A 16,876-nucleotide genomic window follows, 5' to 3' on the forward strand; every position below is an offset into this window, starting at 1 on the left:
TGTTGTGCCCCTGGGTTCCCCTTCACCTCGCTCGCCGCGGGTATTGGCGCTGGCCTTCAGCTCGCCGGACCTGTTCAAAAACCACGTCAACTGGCGCTACCGGGTCACCCGCCTGCCCCCCCTGCAGCCCATGGTCGGTCCAGCGCCCGCTATTTCGTCCAGACGCGCGGCGCCGGCAACCTCGATCAAGAACACATGCGCTCCCGCGAACTGGGCTATAACGGTTTTTTCGCCGAATGGAGCCTGGCCATGGATATGAAGCTGTTCTACGACGACGAGCGTCGAGCGATGGACTTCAGTGCGGAGCTGGCGTTTTAAATGCTGCCTGCCCGGACCCGCAAGCCGCCCACCTTCGGCCACCTGCTGGCCCTGTTGTGCCTGGTGGTCAGCGGCTGGCTGAACAGCCCGATGGTCCAGGCCGCAGACATTCTGCTGACCGGTATTGAAGGCAGCCCCGGCGTGCAATCCTTCACCCAGGCCCTGCGCGAACTGCGACCGGGCGACAACGTACGCTTTCAACCAGTGGCCGAGCTTCCGCCACCGGGCGAGCTTCACGGCGATCTCCGCTTGATTCTGCTCGACCTGCCGAGCCTCGACTGGCGCCTGCAAGATACCCAAGGCCCACCGACGCTGGTGCTGCGCATCAGCCGACTGCAAGCACAGCAACGTCTGGGTGACACCCTGGCGCCTCGCCTCAGCCTGCTCTGGAGCGATCCCCCGCCGGGTCGCCAATTGCGCCTGGCCCGAATCCTCCTGCCTCAGGTCAAACGGGTTGGCGTGCTGTACGACAACCACAGTGAATTCCTGCTTAAAGAATTGCGCCAGGCGGCTCTGCCACTGGGCCTTGAGGTGGTCACCGAGCGCTGGGACAACACCCACGACAGCCGTCCGCTGCAAGCGTTGCTGAAAAACAGCGATGTGTTGCTGGGCCTCGACGATCCAGACCTGTACAACCCGAAAACCGCGAAAAACCTGTTACTCAGCAGCTATGCCCGGCAACTGGCGCTGATCGGCCCCAATGCCGGGTTCGTAAAGGCCGGGAGCCTGGCCAGCACCTACAGTGATCAGAGCGATTGGCTGGCGACCCTCGACAACCTGCTCGACCAGCCACCCGCCAGTTGGCCACGCTCGCACTACCCGTCGCGTTTCAAAGTTTCAAGCAACGCACAGGTGGCTCGCTCGCTAGGTATTGAACAGATCAATGAAGCGTCTGTCGCAGCACTGTTGGCTGAAGGAGAACGTCACCCATGAGCTTCCGTCGTCGCTGGGACATCAATACCCGGACCCAGCTCATCAGTCTCGGCCCTGCCCTGCTGCTGACACTGCTGTTAATCACCTTCTTCACGTTCGTGCGGATCCAGGACCTGCGCCAGGAGCTCAACCACACCGGCCAGTTGATCGCCAACCAACTGGCCCCGGCGACCGAATACGGAGTGATTTCCGGCAACAACGAGGTGCTCGAAAGCCTGCTCAAGGCCTCGCTGGCCACGCCCCATGTGCGCTTCCTGGAAATCCAGGACAGCGCCAACCGGATTCTGGCGTACGTCGAACAACCGTCGGAAAACCACAATCGCCCGCATCAGGTCGAAGTGTTCCAGGCACCGGTGCGGCTGCAACGGGTGCCGCTGCACAATGATTTTTTCCAGAGTGGCAAGAGCACGGCTACGGCTCCCGCCGAAGACTATCTGGGCCGGGTCATCGTCGGTCTGTCCAGTGATGCATTCAGTCAGCGCCAGCAGGAAATCCTGCTCAAGGCCGGCATCCTGGCGCTGTTCGCACTGTTGTTTACCTTCCTGATCGCCCGGCGTCTGGCAGGGAGCCTGTCGCAACCGATCCGCGACATCGGCGATGCGGTCAAGGCGATTCAGAACGGCGACTTCAAAACACCCCTGCCCATCGTCGATGACACCGAGCTGGGCGCCCTGTCACAACACATCAACAACCTCGCCAGCGGCCTCGAACAGGCCAGCCGCAAACAGCAACAGGCAATGGCGCAACTGATCAAGACCCGCGAGGAAGCGGAAAAGGCCAACAATGCCAAGTCGGATTTCCTCGCGATGATGAGCCACGAACTGCGCACGCCCATGAATGGCGTGCTGGGCATGCTGCAGTTGCTGGAAACCACTGACATGACTGAAGAGCAGGTCGAATACGCGGCACTGGCCTCGGAATCCACCGAACACCTGTTGAAAGTCATCAACGATATTCTGGATTTCTCGCGTATAGAACGCTCGGAACTGGAGCTGGAACATATTCCGTTCAACCTCGCGGACCTGATCGCTGCGTGCGCCCAGTCGTTCCAGCACAGCGCCGCGCAGCGCGGGCTCGATCTGCAGCTGCAGATCCCCGAAGACATGCGGGGGTTGCAGGTTCAGGGCGACCCGACGCGCATCCGGCAGATTCTGGTCAACCTGGTCGGCAACGCGTTGAAGTTCACCGAGCAGGGCCGGGTGACCATCGAATCCCAGTGGCAATCACTGGATCACCAATTGTTGTGGTTCACCTGCACCGTTCGCGATAGCGGGATCGGCATTTCGCCCGAAAGCCTGGAATTGATGTTCAATGCGTTCCAGCAGGCCGACAGTTCTATTTCAAGGCGTTACGGCGGCACCGGCCTGGGCTTGCCGATAGCCCGCACCCTCGCCGAACGCATGGGCGGCACCTTGCGTGCCCAGAGCGAAGAAGGTCGAGGCTCGGTGTTCACCCTGGAAATCCCGCTGGCGCTCTATCAACAGCCGCTGCCCGTGCTGTCTTCGCGCGCGCCGAGTGGCAATGGCGATGGTGAAGGACGCAATGTGTTGCTGGTCGAGGACAACCGGGTCAATCAGACCGTCATCGAAGCCATGTTGCGCAGCCTGGGCTTTACCGTCAGCGTCGCCGTCGATGGCGCGCAGGCTGTTCGCAGTGCCGAGAGCCTGATCTTCGAAGCGATCCTGATGGACTGCCGACTGCCGATCATCGACGGCTACGAAGCCACCCGACAGATCCGCCAACTGCCCGGCTGTACCGACCTGCCGATCATCGCCCTGACCGCCAATGCCCTGCAGGGCGACCGGGAAGCCTGTTTATCGGCAGGGATGAACGATTACCTGGCCAAGCCCTTCAAACGTGTTGATCTTCAGCAAATTCTGCAGCGCTGGGTGCAGTAGTACAGGCCTTTGAAGCATCTGCGACTGGCGTGAAACGCGAAAGTGCGGCAGTCTTAGGCACCCGAACAGGCCCGAAAAGGGGCTTGAATAAAAATTTCAGTGCACAAGTGTACATTCATGTCCTTGGTGCTGTGACTTTCACCACAACGCAATAGTCTATGAGTAGGCTGCCGGCTCGAGGCATGAACGCTTCGATCGGCCGGGAAGATTTGCCCCACCTGCCGCATGGGACTATTGAGGAGCTCGCATGACCAAACAAAAAGCCTTTACCCGGGAAGACCTGCTGCGCTGCAGTCGCGGTGAGCTGTTCGGCCCAGGTAACGCGCAACTGCCCGCCCCCAACATGCTGATGGTTGATCGCATCACCCTGATCAGCGAAGAGGGTGGCAAGTACGGCAAAGGTGAATTGGTCGCCGAGCTGGATATCACTCCGGACCTGTGGTTTTTCGCCTGCCACTTCGAAGGTGATCCGGTGATGCCAGGCTGCCTGGGCCTTGACGCCATGTGGCAACTGGTCGGCTTTTTCCTCGGCTGGCAAGGCCTGCCGGGCCGCGGTCGCGCCCTGGGTTCGGGCGAAGTGAAATTCTTCGGCCAGGTCCTGCCGACCGCCAAGAAAGTGACCTACAACATCCATATCAAACGCGTGCTCAAGGGCAAGCTGAACCTGGCCATCGCTGATGGTTCGGTCACTGTCGACGGTCGCGAGATCTACACCGCCGAAGGCCTCCGGGTCGGCGTTTTCACCTCCACTGACAACTTCTAAGGGTTATCCGCATGCGCCGCGTCGTTATCACTGGTCTGGGCATTGTTTCGTGCCTGGGCAATGACAAAGAGACCGTCTCCGCTAACCTGCGTGCAAGCCGCCCTGGCATCCGGTTCAACCCGGAATATGCTGAAATGGGTCTGCGTAGCCAGGTTTCCGGCTCCATCGACCTCCCCCTCGAAGAGCTGATCGATCGCAAGATCTATCGCTTCGTCGGCCACGCGGCGGCTTACGCCTACCTGGCCATGAAAGATGCCATCGCTGACTCCGGCCTGACCGAAGAGCAAGTGTCCAATCCGCGTACCGGGCTGATCGCCGGTTCCGGTGGCGCCTCCACGCTGAACCAGATGGAAGCGCTGGACATTTTGCGCGAGAAAGGCGTCAAGCGCGTCGGCCCGTACCGCGTAACGCGGACCATGAGCAGCACCGTTTCCGCTTGCCTGGCCACGCCATTCAAGATCAAGGGCCTGAACTACTCCATCGCTTCCGCCTGCGCCACTAGTGCTCACTGCATCGGTACCGCCATGGAACAGATCCAGATGGGCAAGCAGGACATCGTATTCGCCGGCGGCGGTGAAGAAGAACACTGGAGCCAGTCGTTCCTGTTCGACGCCATGGGCGCACTGTCCAGCAAGCGCAACGACACCCCGGAAAAAGCCTCCCGTGCCTACGACGCCGACCGTGACGGTTTCGTGATCGCCGGTGGTGGCGGCATGGTCGTGGTTGAGGAATTGGAACACGCTCTGGCCCGTGGCGCGAAGATCTACGCGGAAATCGTTGGCTACGGCGCGACCTCCGACGGCTACGACATGGTCGCCCCAAGCGGCGAAGGCGCCATCCGCTGCATGCAGATGGCCATGTCCACCGTTGATGCTCCGATCGACTACCTGAACACCCACGGCACCTCGACTCCGGTCGGCGACGTCGCGGAAATGAAAGGTGTGCGCGCAGTCTTTGGTGACAAGGCGCCGGCCATCAGCTCTACCAAGAGCCTGTCAGGTCACTCCCTGGGCGCCGCCGGCGTTCACGAAGCGATCTACTGCATGCTGATGATGGAAGGCAACTTCATGGCGGGTTCCGCCAACATCGACGAGCTGGACCCGGAAGTGGCTGACCTGCCAGTCCTGACCAAAACTCGTGAAGATGTCGCGGTCAACACCGTAATGAGCAACAGCTTCGGTTTCGGTGGCACCAACGCCACGCTGGTACTGAAGCGCTGGCAGGGTAAGTAATACCCCGTCGCTTCGACGCATACGAAAACGCCCCGACTGGTTCGGGGCGTTTTTTTTGCCTGGAAAACGTAAACACCTGCAGGAGCGAGCTTGCTGGCGATGCGGTTTAGCCACGCAACAATGATGTCGACTGACACGCCCTCAACACCCGCGAGCTCGGTCCCCCAGGGGATCTTGGCCAGCGTTAAACAGCGCTTTTCTTCAAGGCAAACATGAAGCTTTTGTCATGAAACTCAAGGGGCTGCGGCTGAATGTCGCAGACTGCAAGGCCTGCGAGACTTTGTCTGATTTTGCAAAAGACTGTTACCAAATTTTGTCATTTACTTAGCAAGCTAACAAAATATATAACAAAGTCCTGCACACGCCTTGCTGCAGATAACCGAGATTGGAGCTAGCAGATGACTGTCAAAGTAACTGAACGCGACGATTCACATAAATCCCACGAAGGCGTAGCCGCCGGAATCCGGATGTGGGATGTACACCAACAAGACATGCTGGTCGGGATGTTCCACTCCGAGACCGACGCACAAAACTACAGAGCCGAACTGGAATCGCTGGAGCGCAAACGCGAGCTCGCAATCGGTTGAAGTCAGACGCCAACGTCGTGCAGCCTGCCCTTTCCGGGCAGGCTGCAACCAGCTGACACGACTCATTCAATGTGAAGCACCGACAGATGAAGGGAGTCGTCAATGACTACCGAAGGGACAATACTGACGATCCGACCACCCTCAAGCTTCACCACTTCGCACTCTCCGTCCCCCATGCCGTCATTGCGGATCGAGTACTGGACCGAGGACGGGTGACGCTTGTTGAAGTCGAAATCCATGCCACAGGCAATCAAAAAGTCGATTTTCACCCCTGTCAGTTCAATCTCTTTCTCGCGCTCCCCGCCTTTCAGCGCGGCGTAATCCAGGCACAGGTTAATACCGAACGGGCACCCTGGAACCAGACTATTAATGAACTTGCCTTCATACCCGCCAAAATAACTATGCTCGGCTCGCACGCTACTGACATCTTTTACCCTGACGACGACTTCATCGAAGAGTTTAAAGAACCAATAACCGTCCCTGGACCCGACATTTTTGCCGAAATCGATACCTGACACATAACGCTTTGGCCACATCGAGATTAAAGGAACGTCAACTTCATATTCTTTGTTACTCATCGCCAGTAAATAATTAATGACCTCGTAGTAACCAGACTCCCCCTCACCGACCTTGATGAGGGTCGCACAACTCCCCCCCAGAAAAACCATCTTGCCGTATTGCTCAGCCGGCAGATCTTTCATTAATGACACGACATACTCAGGGATCTTGTCCAGATAGGCCGAGTTCAACTGATGAAGTTCTGCTTCGCTGCGAACCTCGTGCCATGGCACGTTCCAGAAAAACTCCGGTAACGTAAAGAAAAGCCAGTCGGCGCCGGCATGATCTGCACGGGCTGCCTTGGCGGCGATCCGTATCTTGCGTCGCAGATATTCAATCCGGGCGTCTAGTTCACTGGTCAGATAATCGTCTATGACCTGCCCAGGCTTTCGCGCCTTGGAGAACTGCGACTTAAAAGTTGGCTGGCGTAATGAAGCAATACTGACTTGCATTGATCAATCCTTGTTTATTTTAGTTCATTCCATTTGTTCCCTTCCACACAGCACGCCCACACCTATAACTGCCGTCGCGTTCTCAAACCGAGAGCCGTCGACGAACGACATTTAGCGAAGGTTATTTTTGGGCAAAAGAAAACCCGAAAGATCGTATCGATACAATCTTTCGGGCTCAATGTATTAATGACGCAAATTACCAGCAAACATTTAAAGCCAATAGAACTACGAATCGATTACCACATCAAATCATCAGGAATCTTGTACGCTGCGTACGGATCATCTTCAACGCTGACTTCTTCGGTTTGCACGTTCAACTGCACGATGCGCTGTGGGTCGCGCTCCTGGATCTTCAGCGCCGCTTCGCGCGGAATCACTTCATAACCACCGGCATGATGAACGATGGCCAACGAACCGCTGCTGAGTTTGTTACGCATCAGGGTGTTGACGGAGATGCGCTTAACCTTTTTGTCGTCGACGAAGTTGTAGTAATCCTCGGTCGTCAGTTTCGGCAGGCGCGAGACTTCGATCAATTGCTTGACTTGTGCGGCACGGGCCTTGGCCTCGGCCTTTTCCTGCTGCTGACGGTTGAGCTCCTGGTCGCGCTTGACTTTCTCGGCCATGGCTTCCTGTGCCGCGCGCTGCTGGGAATCGTCGAGCTCAATCTGGCCCTTGTGGGCAAGACGCTGCTGCTTCTGTTTGTCCTTGCTGACCTGCTTGGCTTGCTTCTGGTTGACCAGCCCTGCTTTGAGCAACTGGTCGCGAAGGGAAATGCTCATGGTGCTTATTACTCACTTAGGCAACTGCTCAACCGCAGTTGGGCAAATTCTTTTCCTGGCGTTTGGCTTCACCCCACAGGGCGTCCAACTCTTCGAGGGTGCAATCTTCCATGGGACGATGGGTGTCGCGCAATGCCTGTTCGATAAAACGGAAACGTCTTTCGAACTTGCCGTTGGCGCTCCGCAGTGCGGTTTCCGGATCGACCTTGAGATGGCGCGCCAGATTCACCACTGAAAACAACAGATCGCCGACTTCATCGGCAATCGCTGCCGGGTCATTGTCAGCCATCGCCTCCAGGATTTCATCGAGCTCTTCACGGACTTTGTCCAGCACCGGCAAGGCATCCGGCCAGTCGAAACCGACCTGCCCTGCTCGCTTCTGCAATTTGGCGGAACGGGACAATGCCGGCAGTGCAGCCGGGACATCGTCGAGCAAGGACAGCTGTTCGGGCGCCAAAGATTTCTCCGCACGCTCTTCAGCCTTGATGGCCTCCCAGCGCTGTTTGACCTGCTCTTCATTCAGGCGCGGGACATCCAGCGGCGCATACAGATCACCGGTGGGGAACACGTGTGGATGCCGGCGAATCAGCTTGCGGGTAATGCTGTCGACCACACCGGCGAATTCGAAGCGCCCTTCTTCCCGGGCCAGTTGGCTGTAATAAACCACCTGGAACAGCAGATCGCCCAACTCTCCCTGCAGGTGATCGAAATCACCACGCTCGATGGCGTCGGCGACCTCGTAGGCTTCCTCAAGGGTATGTGGAACGATGGTGGCGTAGGTTTGCTTGATGTCCCACGGGCAACCGTACTGCGGGTCGCGCAGGCGGTTCATGAGGTGCAGCAGGTCTTCGAGTGAATACATCGTTCAATCTCTGTCCGCTCCCTGTTGGAGCGAGCCCGCTCGCGATGGATCAGAGGACGGTGCGTTCATCCAGACAGCACGCGTCATCGTTAACGTCCATCGCGAGCAGGCTCGCTCCTACAGTGAAGCGCTCCCGTTTTATGGCGTACGGTTACGCCGGGTCTCAATAATGTTCGGCAACTGGGAAATCCGCCCCAGCAACCGCCCCAGCGCATCCAGGCCCGGAATCTCGATGGTCAGGGACATCAGTGCGGTGTTGTCCTCTTTGTTCGAGCGTGTGTTGACCGCCAGCACGTTGATGCGCTCGTTGAGCAGCACCTGCGAAACGTCACGCAGCAGACCGGAGCGGTCGTAAGCGCGAATGACGATGTCCACCGGGTAAGTGAGCACCGGCACCGGCCCCCAGCTGACCTGGATGATTCTCTCTGGCTCGCGCCCGGCCAGTTGCAGCACCGAGGCGCAGTCCTGGCGGTGAATGCTCACGCCACGGCCCTGGGTGATGTAACCGACGATCGCATCGCCCGGCAACGGCTGGCAGCAACCCGCCATCTGGGTCATCAGGTTGCCGACGCCCTGGATCTGGATATCGCCGCGCTTGCCCGGCTTGTAACCGGTGGCCTTGCGCGGAATCAGTTCCAGCTGCTCGTTGCCCCGCTCCGGCTCGACCAGTTGCTGCGCCAGGTTGACCAGTTGCGCCAGGCGCAGATCGCCAGCGCCGAGAGCGGCGAACATGTCGTCGGCAGTCTTCATGTTGGCCTTGTCGGCCAGCTTGTCGAAGTCCACCTGCGGCAGGCCGAGGCGATTGAGTTCACGCTCCAGCAGGGTCTTGCCGGCGGCGACGTTCTGGTCGCGCGCCTGCAATTTGAACCAGTGAACGATCTTCGCCCGCGCCCGTGACGTGGTGACGTAACCCAGGTTCGGGTTCAGCCAGTCCCGGCTCGGAGTTCCGTGCTTGCTGGTGATGATCTCGACCTGCTCACCGGTTTGCAGGCTGTAGTTGAGCGGCACGATGCGCCCGTTGATCTTGGCGCCACGGCAGTTGTGACCGATCTCGGTGTGCACGCGGTAGGCGAAGTCCAGCGGCGTCGCGCCCTTCGGCAAGTCGATGGCGTGACCGTCAGGGGTGAAGATGTAGACCCGATCGGGTTCGATATCGACCCGCAACTGCTCCGCCAGGCCGCCGATGTCGCCCAGTTCTTCATGCCACTCGAGCACCTGACGCAACCAGGAAATCTTCTCTTCGTAGTGGTTGGAGCCGGATTTGACGTCGGTGCCTTTGTAACGCCAGTGCGCGCAAACACCCAGTTCGGCTTCTTCGTGCATGGCGTGGGTGCGGATCTGTACTTCCAGTACCTTGCCTTCCGGGCCGATCACCGCCGTGTGCAGCGAGCGGTACCCGTTCTCCTTGGGGTTGGCGATGTAGTCGTCGAACTCTTTCGGAATGTGCCGCCACAGGGTGTGGACGATACCCAGCGCGGTGTAGCAGTCGCGCATTTCCGGGACCAACACGCGAACGGCGCGCACATCGTAGATCTGGCTGAATTCCAGACCCTTGCGCTGCATTTTGCGCCAGATCGAATAGATGTGTTTGGCCCGACCGCTGATGTCGGCCTCGACACCGGTGGCCTGCAATTCGTTTTTCAACTGGCTCATCACATCGCTGATGAAGCGCTCGCGATCCAGGCGCCGCTCATGGAGCAGCTTGGCGATCTGCTTGTACTGATCGGGCTCGAGGTAACGGAAGGACAAGTCCTCCAGTTCCCATTTGATATGACCGATACCCAGGCGGTGGGCGAGCGGCGCGTAGATGTCGAAGACTTCACGTGCCACGCGGTTGCGCTTCTCGTCATCGGCGGTTTTTACCGCACGAATCGCACAGGTACGTTCCGCCAGTTTGATCAGCGCGACGCGAACGTCATCGACCATGGCCACGAGCATTTTGCGCAGGTTTTCCACCTGGCCCTGTGCGCCCATCACCATGGATTTACGTGGGCTCAGGCTGTCGCTGATCGCCGCCATGCGTTGCACGCCGTCAATAAGTTTGGCCACCACCGGACCGAAGCGCTGGCTGACCGCTGGCAATTGGATCTGGCCTTCGCGTACGCCACGGTACAAGACCGCGGCGACCAGCGAATCCTGATCGAGTTTGAGGTCGGCGAGAATCTCGGCGATCTCAAGGCCGGTGCGGAAACTCGAGTTTCCTTCCGACCACAGGTTCTTCGCCGCATTGGCTTGTTGTTCGGCCTCGCGAGCGTACTCGCAGGCTTCTTTCAAGGCTTCGCGATCCAGTGCCAGATCGACACTGACCGCATGATCGAGCCAAGCCTCGAGATTGATACTGCCGTCGGTGTTGATCGGCTGGTGTGCTCTCACCTGTACCATCTTGCTTACCTTCCCTACGACGCAGATTCAATGCGTCAAAATCGCTGACCTTCGTTGCCCGTGAGCCCACGCGGGGCTGGTGCGCGGCTGCACAGGCGGGCCAGTCGGACCAGACGAGCATCCTAGCTCGCTTCAAATAACGCCATGGCCTCGACATGCGCCGTCTGAGGAAACATATCGAGAATCCCGGCACGTTTTAACCGGTAGCCCTGCTTGATCAATTCGACCGTGTCGCGCGCCAGAGTTGCCGGGTTGCAAGACACATACACCAACCGTTCGGCGCCCAGAGATTTGAGCTTGCGCACAACCTCGAAAGCACCGTCACGCGGTGGGTCCAAGAGTACCGCACAAAAGCCTTCGGCGGCCCATTCGGCGTCGGTCAAAGGCTGGGATAAATCGGCCTGAAAAAACTTCGCGTTATGCAGATTATTGCTAACGGCGTTCGCGGCTGCCCGCTCGACCATCACCTGCACACCTTCCACTGCCACCACTTCACGTACGGACTGCGCCAGCGGCAAGGCAAAGTTGCCCAGGCCACAGAACAGGTCGAGAACCCGTTCATCCGCTGTCGGCTTCAACCATTCCAGCGCCTGGGCAACCATCGCTTCGTTGACTCCGGCGTTGACCTGAATGAAATCCCCGGGCCTATAGGCCAGCTCCAGATTCCACGATTCCAGGCGATAGCCCAACGACTGGCCGGCCTCGACCGGTTGCGGCTCGCCGTCACCGTGCAGCCACAACTGGGCTTCATGCAGCGCGCAGAAATCCTTGAGGATGGTCATGTCACTTTCGGACAACGGCGCCATGTGCCGCAGCAACACGGCCAGCGATGAACCGCTGAACAACTCCACATGGCCAAGCGCCTGGGGTTTGCTCAAACGCCGCAGCATTTCCGGCAAGCCGGTCATGATGGGCTGCAAGGGTTGTACCAGCACCGGGCATTGATCGATGGCGACGATGTCCTGGCTGCCGGCGGCGCGGAAACCCACTTCGAGTTTTTTCGCCTTCATGTCCCAGCGCACAGCCACTCGGGCACGGCGACGATAAGCGAATTCCGGACCGCTCAAAGGAGGCGCCCATTCTTCGGGTTCGACGCCAGCGACCTTAGACAATTGCTCGGCGAGCATGCGCTGTTTCAGGGCAAGTTGTTCGTTGTGTGGCAAATGCTGCACGCTGCAGCCACCGCAACGCCCTGCATGGGCGCACGGCATCGGGCGGCGCAGCTCGCTGGCCTTGAACACCCGTTCGGTGCGTGCCTCGACCACTTTGCCGTGGGCACCGAGCACGCGCGCCTCGATTTCTTCACCGGCCAACGCGCCGATGACGAACCAGGTGCGGCCTTCGAAAAACGCGATACCGCGACCGTCATTGGCCAAGCGCTCGATGGTCAGGCGCTGCTTTTTGCCGGTCGGGACTTGCGGGGCCTTGCTGCCGCCGGTGGGCTGGAAGCGCAGGCCTCTCTCATGCTTGGCCATCAGTTGGGCGCGTCGAATATGCCGGTCGACAGGTAACGGTCGCCACGGTCGCAGATGATCGCGACGATCACCGCGTTTTCAACTTCTTTGGACAGACGCAGCATTGCCGCCACGGCACCGCCCGAGGATACGCCGCAGAAAATGCCTTCTTCGCGGGCCAGGCGACGGGTCACGTCTTCGGCTTCGCTTTGGGCCATGTCGACGATACGGTCCACACGATCGGCCTGGTAGATCTTCGGCAGATACTCCTGGGGCCAGCGACGGATGCCCGGGATCGCCGAGCCTTCCATTGGCTGCAAGCCGATGATCTGCACGCTCTCGCTCTGCTCTTTCAAATAGCGCGAGACGCCCATGATCGTGCCAGTGGTGCCCATGGAGCTGACGAAATGGGTGATGGTGCCCTGGGTCTGACGCCAGATTTCCGGGCCGGTGGTGGTGTAGTGCGCTTCAGGGTTATCCCCGTTGGCGAACTGATCCAGCACCTTGCCACGGCCTTCGGCTTCCATGCGCTGGGCAAGGTCGCGGGCGCCTTCCATGCCTTCTTCCTGACTGACCAGAATCAGTTCGGCACCGTAGGCGGTCATGGCCGCCTTGCGTTCGGCGCTGGAGTTGTCCGGCATGATCAGGATCATCTTGTAACCCTTGATCGCGGCGGCCATGGCCAGCGCGATTCCGGTATTACCCGAGGTCGCCTCGATCAGCGTATCGCCGGCGTGGATCTGCCCGCGCAGCTCGGCGCGAGTGATCATCGACAGCGCCGGACGGTCCTTGACCGAACCCGCCGGGTTGTTCCCTTCGAGCTTGAGCAAAAGGGTGTTGCTGGTAGTGCCGGGCAAGCGCTGCAAACGGACCAGCGGAGTGTTGCCGACGCAATCGGCGATGGTTGGGTACTGCAAGGTCATGGCGTATTCGCAATCCAGACTGCGGGGGCGCCTATCATACCGGCAAACCGGGTCAGGCCATATCACGCAAAGTGTGGTGCTTATGGCTTATGGGTATAAGGATGATTTTGACTCCCGCGTTTTGACGGGAACAGGCACAGGGTGGATGTCATTAAATAGCCATCATCCGCCCTCGACCCCTATCACCGAAAAACTCACTCCATCAGAAATTTCCTGCAACTCATGACGACATGCATGAACTAGTTGGCAATGCTTTTCATGGATAGTCTTTTGTAACGCGAAATATGCACTTCATACGGTTTCGCGACACCCATCACATTGGCAACTACTTCAAATGAGCACTTAGATGAAAACACTTTTTTCGCTTTCCCTCGCCAGCCTGATGTTGGCGAGCACTCAAGCTTCAGCAGTATGTATTAGCATTCTTAATACCTACAACGGGTCTGTACCCGCCAACTCGTTCGTTATAGCACAAGGCCCTTTTACGATTACCAGTGCAAACGGATGTCGGCAGGCCAACATTTCCGCCACTATTACCGCCTCAGGCGCTGGCTCTGCCCCAAAGCTATACATTGATAGACAAACTGGTTCAACCTGGACTCAAGTCGCCGGCGGCCGTGGCAATACTGCTTCAGTACTTGGCCCGCTGGGGACTTACAGGGTACGCCACGAGAATACGCTTAATACACAAAGACAATACTCCGGGACCACACGCTATGCTCGATGAGCAATAGCTTGTCGGTACCCATCAATACTGCCGGGTACCGACTTACTCAAGCCTGAATGCTGATGAACAGATCATTTCCGGATGAGTTCGCAAAATAGGAGAGTGCGTTTATCGCCTGATTGGCGCCCAGCAGCATTCTCGTCACGATCTTGAATGACTCCTGATGAGCATACATAGGCCATTCGCGGGCGTATGCCTTGTTATCACCCAGCATCTGGTTAAACATGGCAATAGCATTATACTTGGCGTCCTTCTCAGTTTGATGACCATTTTTATCAGTCGCCATATTCCCCGATATAAAAGCGCAAGCCACGTGTTCATCTATCAAATCAAGCTCACTGAGCCTTGATCCAATCCTTGCGAGCTGGTTGGTACTTATCGACGTAAAATCGCATCCCTTTATCAATTCTTTCAACGCCTCTATTTCAGACTCGCTTGTCAAATTCAATACATCAGCAGCATCAGAGGCTTTAGTTATTGTATGAGAATTTTTTGTTTCGTAAGGATTCTTGATGACATAGGCATCAGCCTGCATTGATAGGGCGGGTGTTCTTATTATGACATCCATTAGCGGTCCTCCTTCATATTGATCTGCAAGGTAGGTATCGCCCGTCACATTAAAGCCTTGAGGTCGCTTCTCTCATTTCAGAACTCTCATACACCAAGCACTTCTCGCAATGTAGGATATTTCCGAGTCAGTTGTATGAGCACAGCCCCAATCCGGCTTTTGCCATATTAAACTGGCGTTTTATCAGCCAATAACCGCATATTAATCCGCAACCCATGCTTGGTGTTCTGCGCCCAAAGATTCCCTCCCTGACGTTGCACCGCATTCCTCGCAATACTCAATCCCAACCCAAAACCTCCATCCCCTGGCCGCGAGCCGTCGAGGCGGGTAAATGGCAGGAAGATCCGCTCCAGATCGGCTTCCGCCACGCCGCTACCCTGATCCTCCAGCCACAGATGCCAATAGTCACCCTCACGCTGCCCGGCAAGCCGGACAATGCCACTGGAAGGTGAATGGCGAATCGCATTACGCAGCATGTTTTCCAGGGCCTGGGCCAAGGTGTTGAGATGGCCGCGTACCCAGCAGGACTCATCCACTGAACATTGCAACTGCGCTTCCGGCCAGCCACTTTCATAGCAGGCGTTTTCCGCGAGCATTTCCCACAGCGCCTGAATCTGGATCGCTTCATCGGGCAGTCGGGTGCGCTCGGTGTCAAGCCAGGCCAATTGCAATGTGTCTTCGACCAGGCGTTGCATACCGTCGACTTCGCGTCCTATGCGTTCGCGCAGTTGCGTCAGACTTTGTTCGCTTTCACTGGCCACGCGCAGGCGGCTCAATGGCGTGCGCAATTCATGGGACAGATCGCGCAGCAATTGCTGTTGCAAAGCCACCGTGCTTTGCAGGCGCTCGGACATGTGATCGAACGCCCTGCCCAGCTCGCCCAATTCATCCGCACGATTGGTGGTGCTGCTCGACAGTCGCACATTTAATTGGTCCGCACGCCAGGCATTGGCCTGCTCACGCAGGTGATTGAGCGGCACCACCAGCAGACGGTAAAGGCCGACACACAGCAGTAATGTGAACAGCCCCGGAATCACCCCATTGGTGATCACACGCCAGAAGACTTTGTAGCGCCCCGGCATGAACCGCTGGGGCAACTCGATGACCAGGCTGCCGGCGTACGGATCGCCGGGAAACGGCAGACGCAGCCACGGCAGGCCCTTGCGGTGAATGGGCCAATCGACACGACGCAGAAAGGTCAGGTGCTGGATTTCCTCGTCGGTCAGAGGCTGGCTGCTCAGCGACTGCAAATCTCCATCGATGACGCCAACCCAGCCCGACTCCTGCAGTTGCATACTTTTCAACCAGCGATCGACGCCCGCCTGCCGCCCCTGCTGCCACGCCTGCTCGGCTTCGGAGGCATAGCGGTTCAAGGTGCTGCGAGCCTCATCTGACAGATACTGGTTTTGCTCTTCCATATAGCGCCCCCAGGACCAACTCAACCAGATCATCAGCAAACAGAACGCCACTAACAGGCAAGCCAGTTTCCAGAACAGCGAATGCCGGCCCGGCAAGTTATAGGTCATCGCTGACACTCAAGGTGTAACCCTTGCCCCAGACCGTGCGCACTTCCCGCTCGGTGTAATCGATGGCCTTGAGCTTGCGGCGAATCTGGCTGATGTGCATGTCCAGGCTACGGTCATGGGCTGCGTAGCCGCGTTGCAGCACATGCTGATAAAGGAAAGCCTTGCTCAACACTTCGTCGCCGTTGCGATTCAGGGTTTCCAGCAGCCGATATTCGCTACGGGTCAGGCCGGCAGCCTGCCCGCCATAAATAACGTCGAAGCGCTCATCATCGAAACGCAGACTGTCCACCGCAGAAGCAATCGCTTCCGGCATCGGTCGACGGTCGAGTGCGACCCGGCGCAGGATCGCCTCGATTCGCACCCGCAACTCGACCATGCTGAAGGGTTTGGGCAAGTAATCATCGGCACCCAAACGAAAGCCGCTGATCCGATCCGCCTCGGCGCCGAGCGCGGACATCAACAACACTGGAGTGGAATGGCTCCGGCGCAGTTGCGTCAGCACCGACAATCCATCCAGCCCCGGCAGCAAAATATCCATCAGCACCACATCGAACGCTTGCTCGCGGGCCGCGTTCAGGCCTTCCTGGCCGTTCTGGCACCAAGTCACCTGAAAGCCGCTACGGCCCAGATGCTCATGAACATAAGCACCAAGGACGAGGTCGTCTTCAATGGAAAGGATGCGGGGGGAGCCAGCTGCAATGGGCGTCATGAGTATCTGCAAATAATTCTCAGTTGATAATTATTCAAGATTGCGCCGACGACGGCAACCCAAGGCCATGTCCTCAACGCAAAAGTGTCGGGCTGACCGACGAATGACGACATCAATTTTACAAAGATTGCCCGCCTGCAAATCGCTACACTGCGCAAGTGGTACGTGCCGGAAGCACGTGCAGCTCTATAAATAGCGGGATGCA

General features: G+C 58.0%; 14 protein-coding genes and 1 pseudogene. 6 read left to right on the forward strand and 9 right to left on the reverse strand.

Going from position 1 to position 16,876, the window contains the following annotated elements; translation table 11 throughout:
• Nucleotides 1-52: 52 nt before the first annotated feature.
• The 6 genes and pseudogenes from GQ39_RS31620 to GQ39_RS17925 form a co-directional block, all read left to right on the forward strand.
• A pseudogene (locus GQ39_RS31620) lies at nt 53-276 on the forward strand (TonB-dependent receptor); the annotation flags it as partial.
• Between the two features lie 42 nt (nt 277-318).
• Nucleotides 319-1,251: an ABC transporter substrate-binding protein gene (locus GQ39_RS17905; RefSeq protein ID WP_047532216.1), complete on the forward strand. Its 933-nt coding sequence runs from the start codon at nt 319-321 to the stop codon at nt 1,249-1,251.
• Nucleotides 1,248-3,149, forward strand: a complete 1,902-nt coding sequence (locus GQ39_RS17910; RefSeq protein ID WP_047532219.1) for an ATP-binding protein — start codon at nt 1,248-1,250, stop codon at nt 3,147-3,149. Before GQ39_RS17905 ends, GQ39_RS17910 begins: the two co-directional genes overlap by 4 nt.
• 247 nt (nt 3,150-3,396) lie before the next feature.
• On the forward strand, nt 3,397-3,912 hold the full coding sequence (gene fabA, locus GQ39_RS17915) for a 3-hydroxyacyl-[acyl-carrier-protein] dehydratase FabA (protein WP_047532222.1): 516 nt from the start codon (nt 3,397-3,399) through the stop codon (nt 3,910-3,912).
• Between the two features lie 11 nt (nt 3,913-3,923).
• A complete protein-coding gene (fabB, locus tag GQ39_RS17920; protein WP_047532224.1) occupies nt 3,924-5,144 on the forward strand; it encodes a beta-ketoacyl-ACP synthase I in 1,221 nt (406 codons plus the stop codon).
• Nucleotides 5,145-5,542: 398 nt separating this feature from the next.
• Nucleotides 5,543-5,731: a hypothetical protein gene (locus tag GQ39_RS17925; protein WP_047532226.1), complete on the forward strand. Its 189-nt coding sequence runs from the start codon at nt 5,543-5,545 to the stop codon at nt 5,729-5,731.
• A gap of 62 nt (nt 5,732-5,793) precedes the next feature.
• On the opposite strand, the gene GQ39_RS17930 is transcribed toward GQ39_RS17925, so the two are convergent.
• From GQ39_RS17930 to GQ39_RS17970, 9 genes are all read right to left on the reverse strand, one after another.
• Nucleotides 5,794-6,741 (reverse strand): hypothetical protein, encoded by a 948-nt coding sequence (locus GQ39_RS17930; protein ID WP_047532227.1) that lies wholly within the window; start codon nt 6,739-6,741, stop codon nt 5,794-5,796.
• 236 nt (nt 6,742-6,977) lie between these two features.
• Nucleotides 6,978-7,520, reverse strand: a complete 543-nt coding sequence (locus GQ39_RS17935) for a DUF2058 domain-containing protein (protein WP_007988773.1) — start codon at nt 7,518-7,520, stop codon at nt 6,978-6,980.
• A 28-nt stretch (nt 7,521-7,548) separates the two neighbouring features.
• Complete coding sequence (gene mazG, locus GQ39_RS17940; RefSeq protein ID WP_047532232.1) at nt 7,549-8,382, reverse strand: nucleoside triphosphate pyrophosphohydrolase; 834 nt, start codon at nt 8,380-8,382, stop codon at nt 7,549-7,551.
• A 138-nt stretch (nt 8,383-8,520) separates the two neighbouring features.
• Nucleotides 8,521-10,764: a GTP diphosphokinase gene (gene relA / locus GQ39_RS17945; protein ID WP_047532234.1), complete on the reverse strand. Its 2,244-nt coding sequence runs from the start codon at nt 10,762-10,764 to the stop codon at nt 8,521-8,523.
• A gap of 122 nt (nt 10,765-10,886) precedes the next feature.
• Nucleotides 10,887-12,239, reverse strand: coding sequence for a 23S rRNA (uracil(1939)-C(5))-methyltransferase RlmD (rlmD, locus tag GQ39_RS17950; protein WP_047532236.1), 1,353 nt, complete (start codon nt 12,237-12,239; stop codon nt 10,887-10,889).
• Complete coding sequence (cysM, locus tag GQ39_RS17955; RefSeq protein ID WP_047532238.1) at nt 12,239-13,141, reverse strand: cysteine synthase CysM; 903 nt, start codon at nt 13,139-13,141, stop codon at nt 12,239-12,241. Before cysM ends, rlmD begins: the two co-directional genes overlap by 1 nt.
• Nucleotides 13,142-13,914: 773 nt before the next feature.
• Nucleotides 13,915-14,436 (reverse strand): hypothetical protein, encoded by a 522-nt coding sequence (locus GQ39_RS17960; RefSeq protein WP_047532240.1) that lies wholly within the window; start codon nt 14,434-14,436, stop codon nt 13,915-13,917.
• Between the two features lie 167 nt (nt 14,437-14,603).
• Nucleotides 14,604-15,962: a sensor histidine kinase gene (locus tag GQ39_RS17965; protein WP_047532242.1), complete on the reverse strand. Its 1,359-nt coding sequence runs from the start codon at nt 15,960-15,962 to the stop codon at nt 14,604-14,606.
• Nucleotides 15,952-16,671, reverse strand: coding sequence for a response regulator transcription factor (locus GQ39_RS17970; protein ID WP_047532243.1), 720 nt, complete (start codon nt 16,669-16,671; stop codon nt 15,952-15,954). The genes GQ39_RS17965 and GQ39_RS17970 overlap by 11 nt, the downstream gene beginning before the upstream one ends.
• Nucleotides 16,672-16,876 lie beyond the last annotated feature (205 nt).

The organism is Pseudomonas sp. 11/12A (assembly GCF_000800055.1).
Lineage (GTDB): Bacteria > Pseudomonadota > Gammaproteobacteria > Pseudomonadales > Pseudomonadaceae > Aquipseudomonas > Aquipseudomonas mohnii.

Excerpts from the sequence above, each read along its gene's own strand:
- GQ39_RS17905 (WP_047532216.1), top strand. The coding sequence starts at position 319 with ATGCTGCCTGCCCGGACCCGCAAGCCGCCCACCTTCGGCCACCTGCTG.
- GQ39_RS17910 (WP_047532219.1), top strand. The coding sequence starts at position 1,248 with ATGAGCTTCCGTCGTCGCTGGGACATCAATACCCGGACCCAGCTCATC.
- fabA (WP_047532222.1), top strand. The coding sequence starts at position 3,397 with ATGACCAAACAAAAAGCCTTTACCCGGGAAGACCTGCTGCGCTGCAGT.
- fabB (WP_047532224.1), top strand. The coding sequence starts at position 3,924 with ATGCGCCGCGTCGTTATCACTGGTCTGGGCATTGTTTCGTGCCTGGGC.
- GQ39_RS17925 (WP_047532226.1), top strand. The coding sequence starts at position 5,543 with ATGACTGTCAAAGTAACTGAACGCGACGATTCACATAAATCCCACGAA.
- GQ39_RS17930 (WP_047532227.1), bottom strand. The coding sequence starts at position 6,741 with ATGCAAGTCAGTATTGCTTCATTACGCCAGCCAACTTTTAAGTCGCAG.
- GQ39_RS17935 (WP_007988773.1), bottom strand. The coding sequence starts at position 7,520 with ATGAGCATTTCCCTTCGCGACCAGTTGCTCAAAGCAGGGCTGGTCAAC.
- mazG (WP_047532232.1), bottom strand. The coding sequence starts at position 8,382 with ATGTATTCACTCGAAGACCTGCTGCACCTCATGAACCGCCTGCGCGAC.
- relA (WP_047532234.1), bottom strand. The coding sequence starts at position 10,764 with ATGGTACAGGTGAGAGCACACCAGCCGATCAACACCGACGGCAGTATC.
- rlmD (WP_047532236.1), bottom strand. The coding sequence starts at position 12,239 with ATGGCCAAGCATGAGAGAGGCCTGCGCTTCCAGCCCACCGGCGGCAGC.
- cysM (WP_047532238.1), bottom strand. The coding sequence starts at position 13,141 with ATGACCTTGCAGTACCCAACCATCGCCGATTGCGTCGGCAACACTCCG.
- GQ39_RS17960 (WP_047532240.1), bottom strand. The coding sequence starts at position 14,436 with ATGGATGTCATAATAAGAACACCCGCCCTATCAATGCAGGCTGATGCC.
- GQ39_RS17965 (WP_047532242.1), bottom strand. The coding sequence starts at position 15,962 with ATGACCTATAACTTGCCGGGCCGGCATTCGCTGTTCTGGAAACTGGCT.
- GQ39_RS17970 (WP_047532243.1), bottom strand. The coding sequence starts at position 16,671 with ATGACGCCCATTGCAGCTGGCTCCCCCCGCATCCTTTCCATTGAAGAC.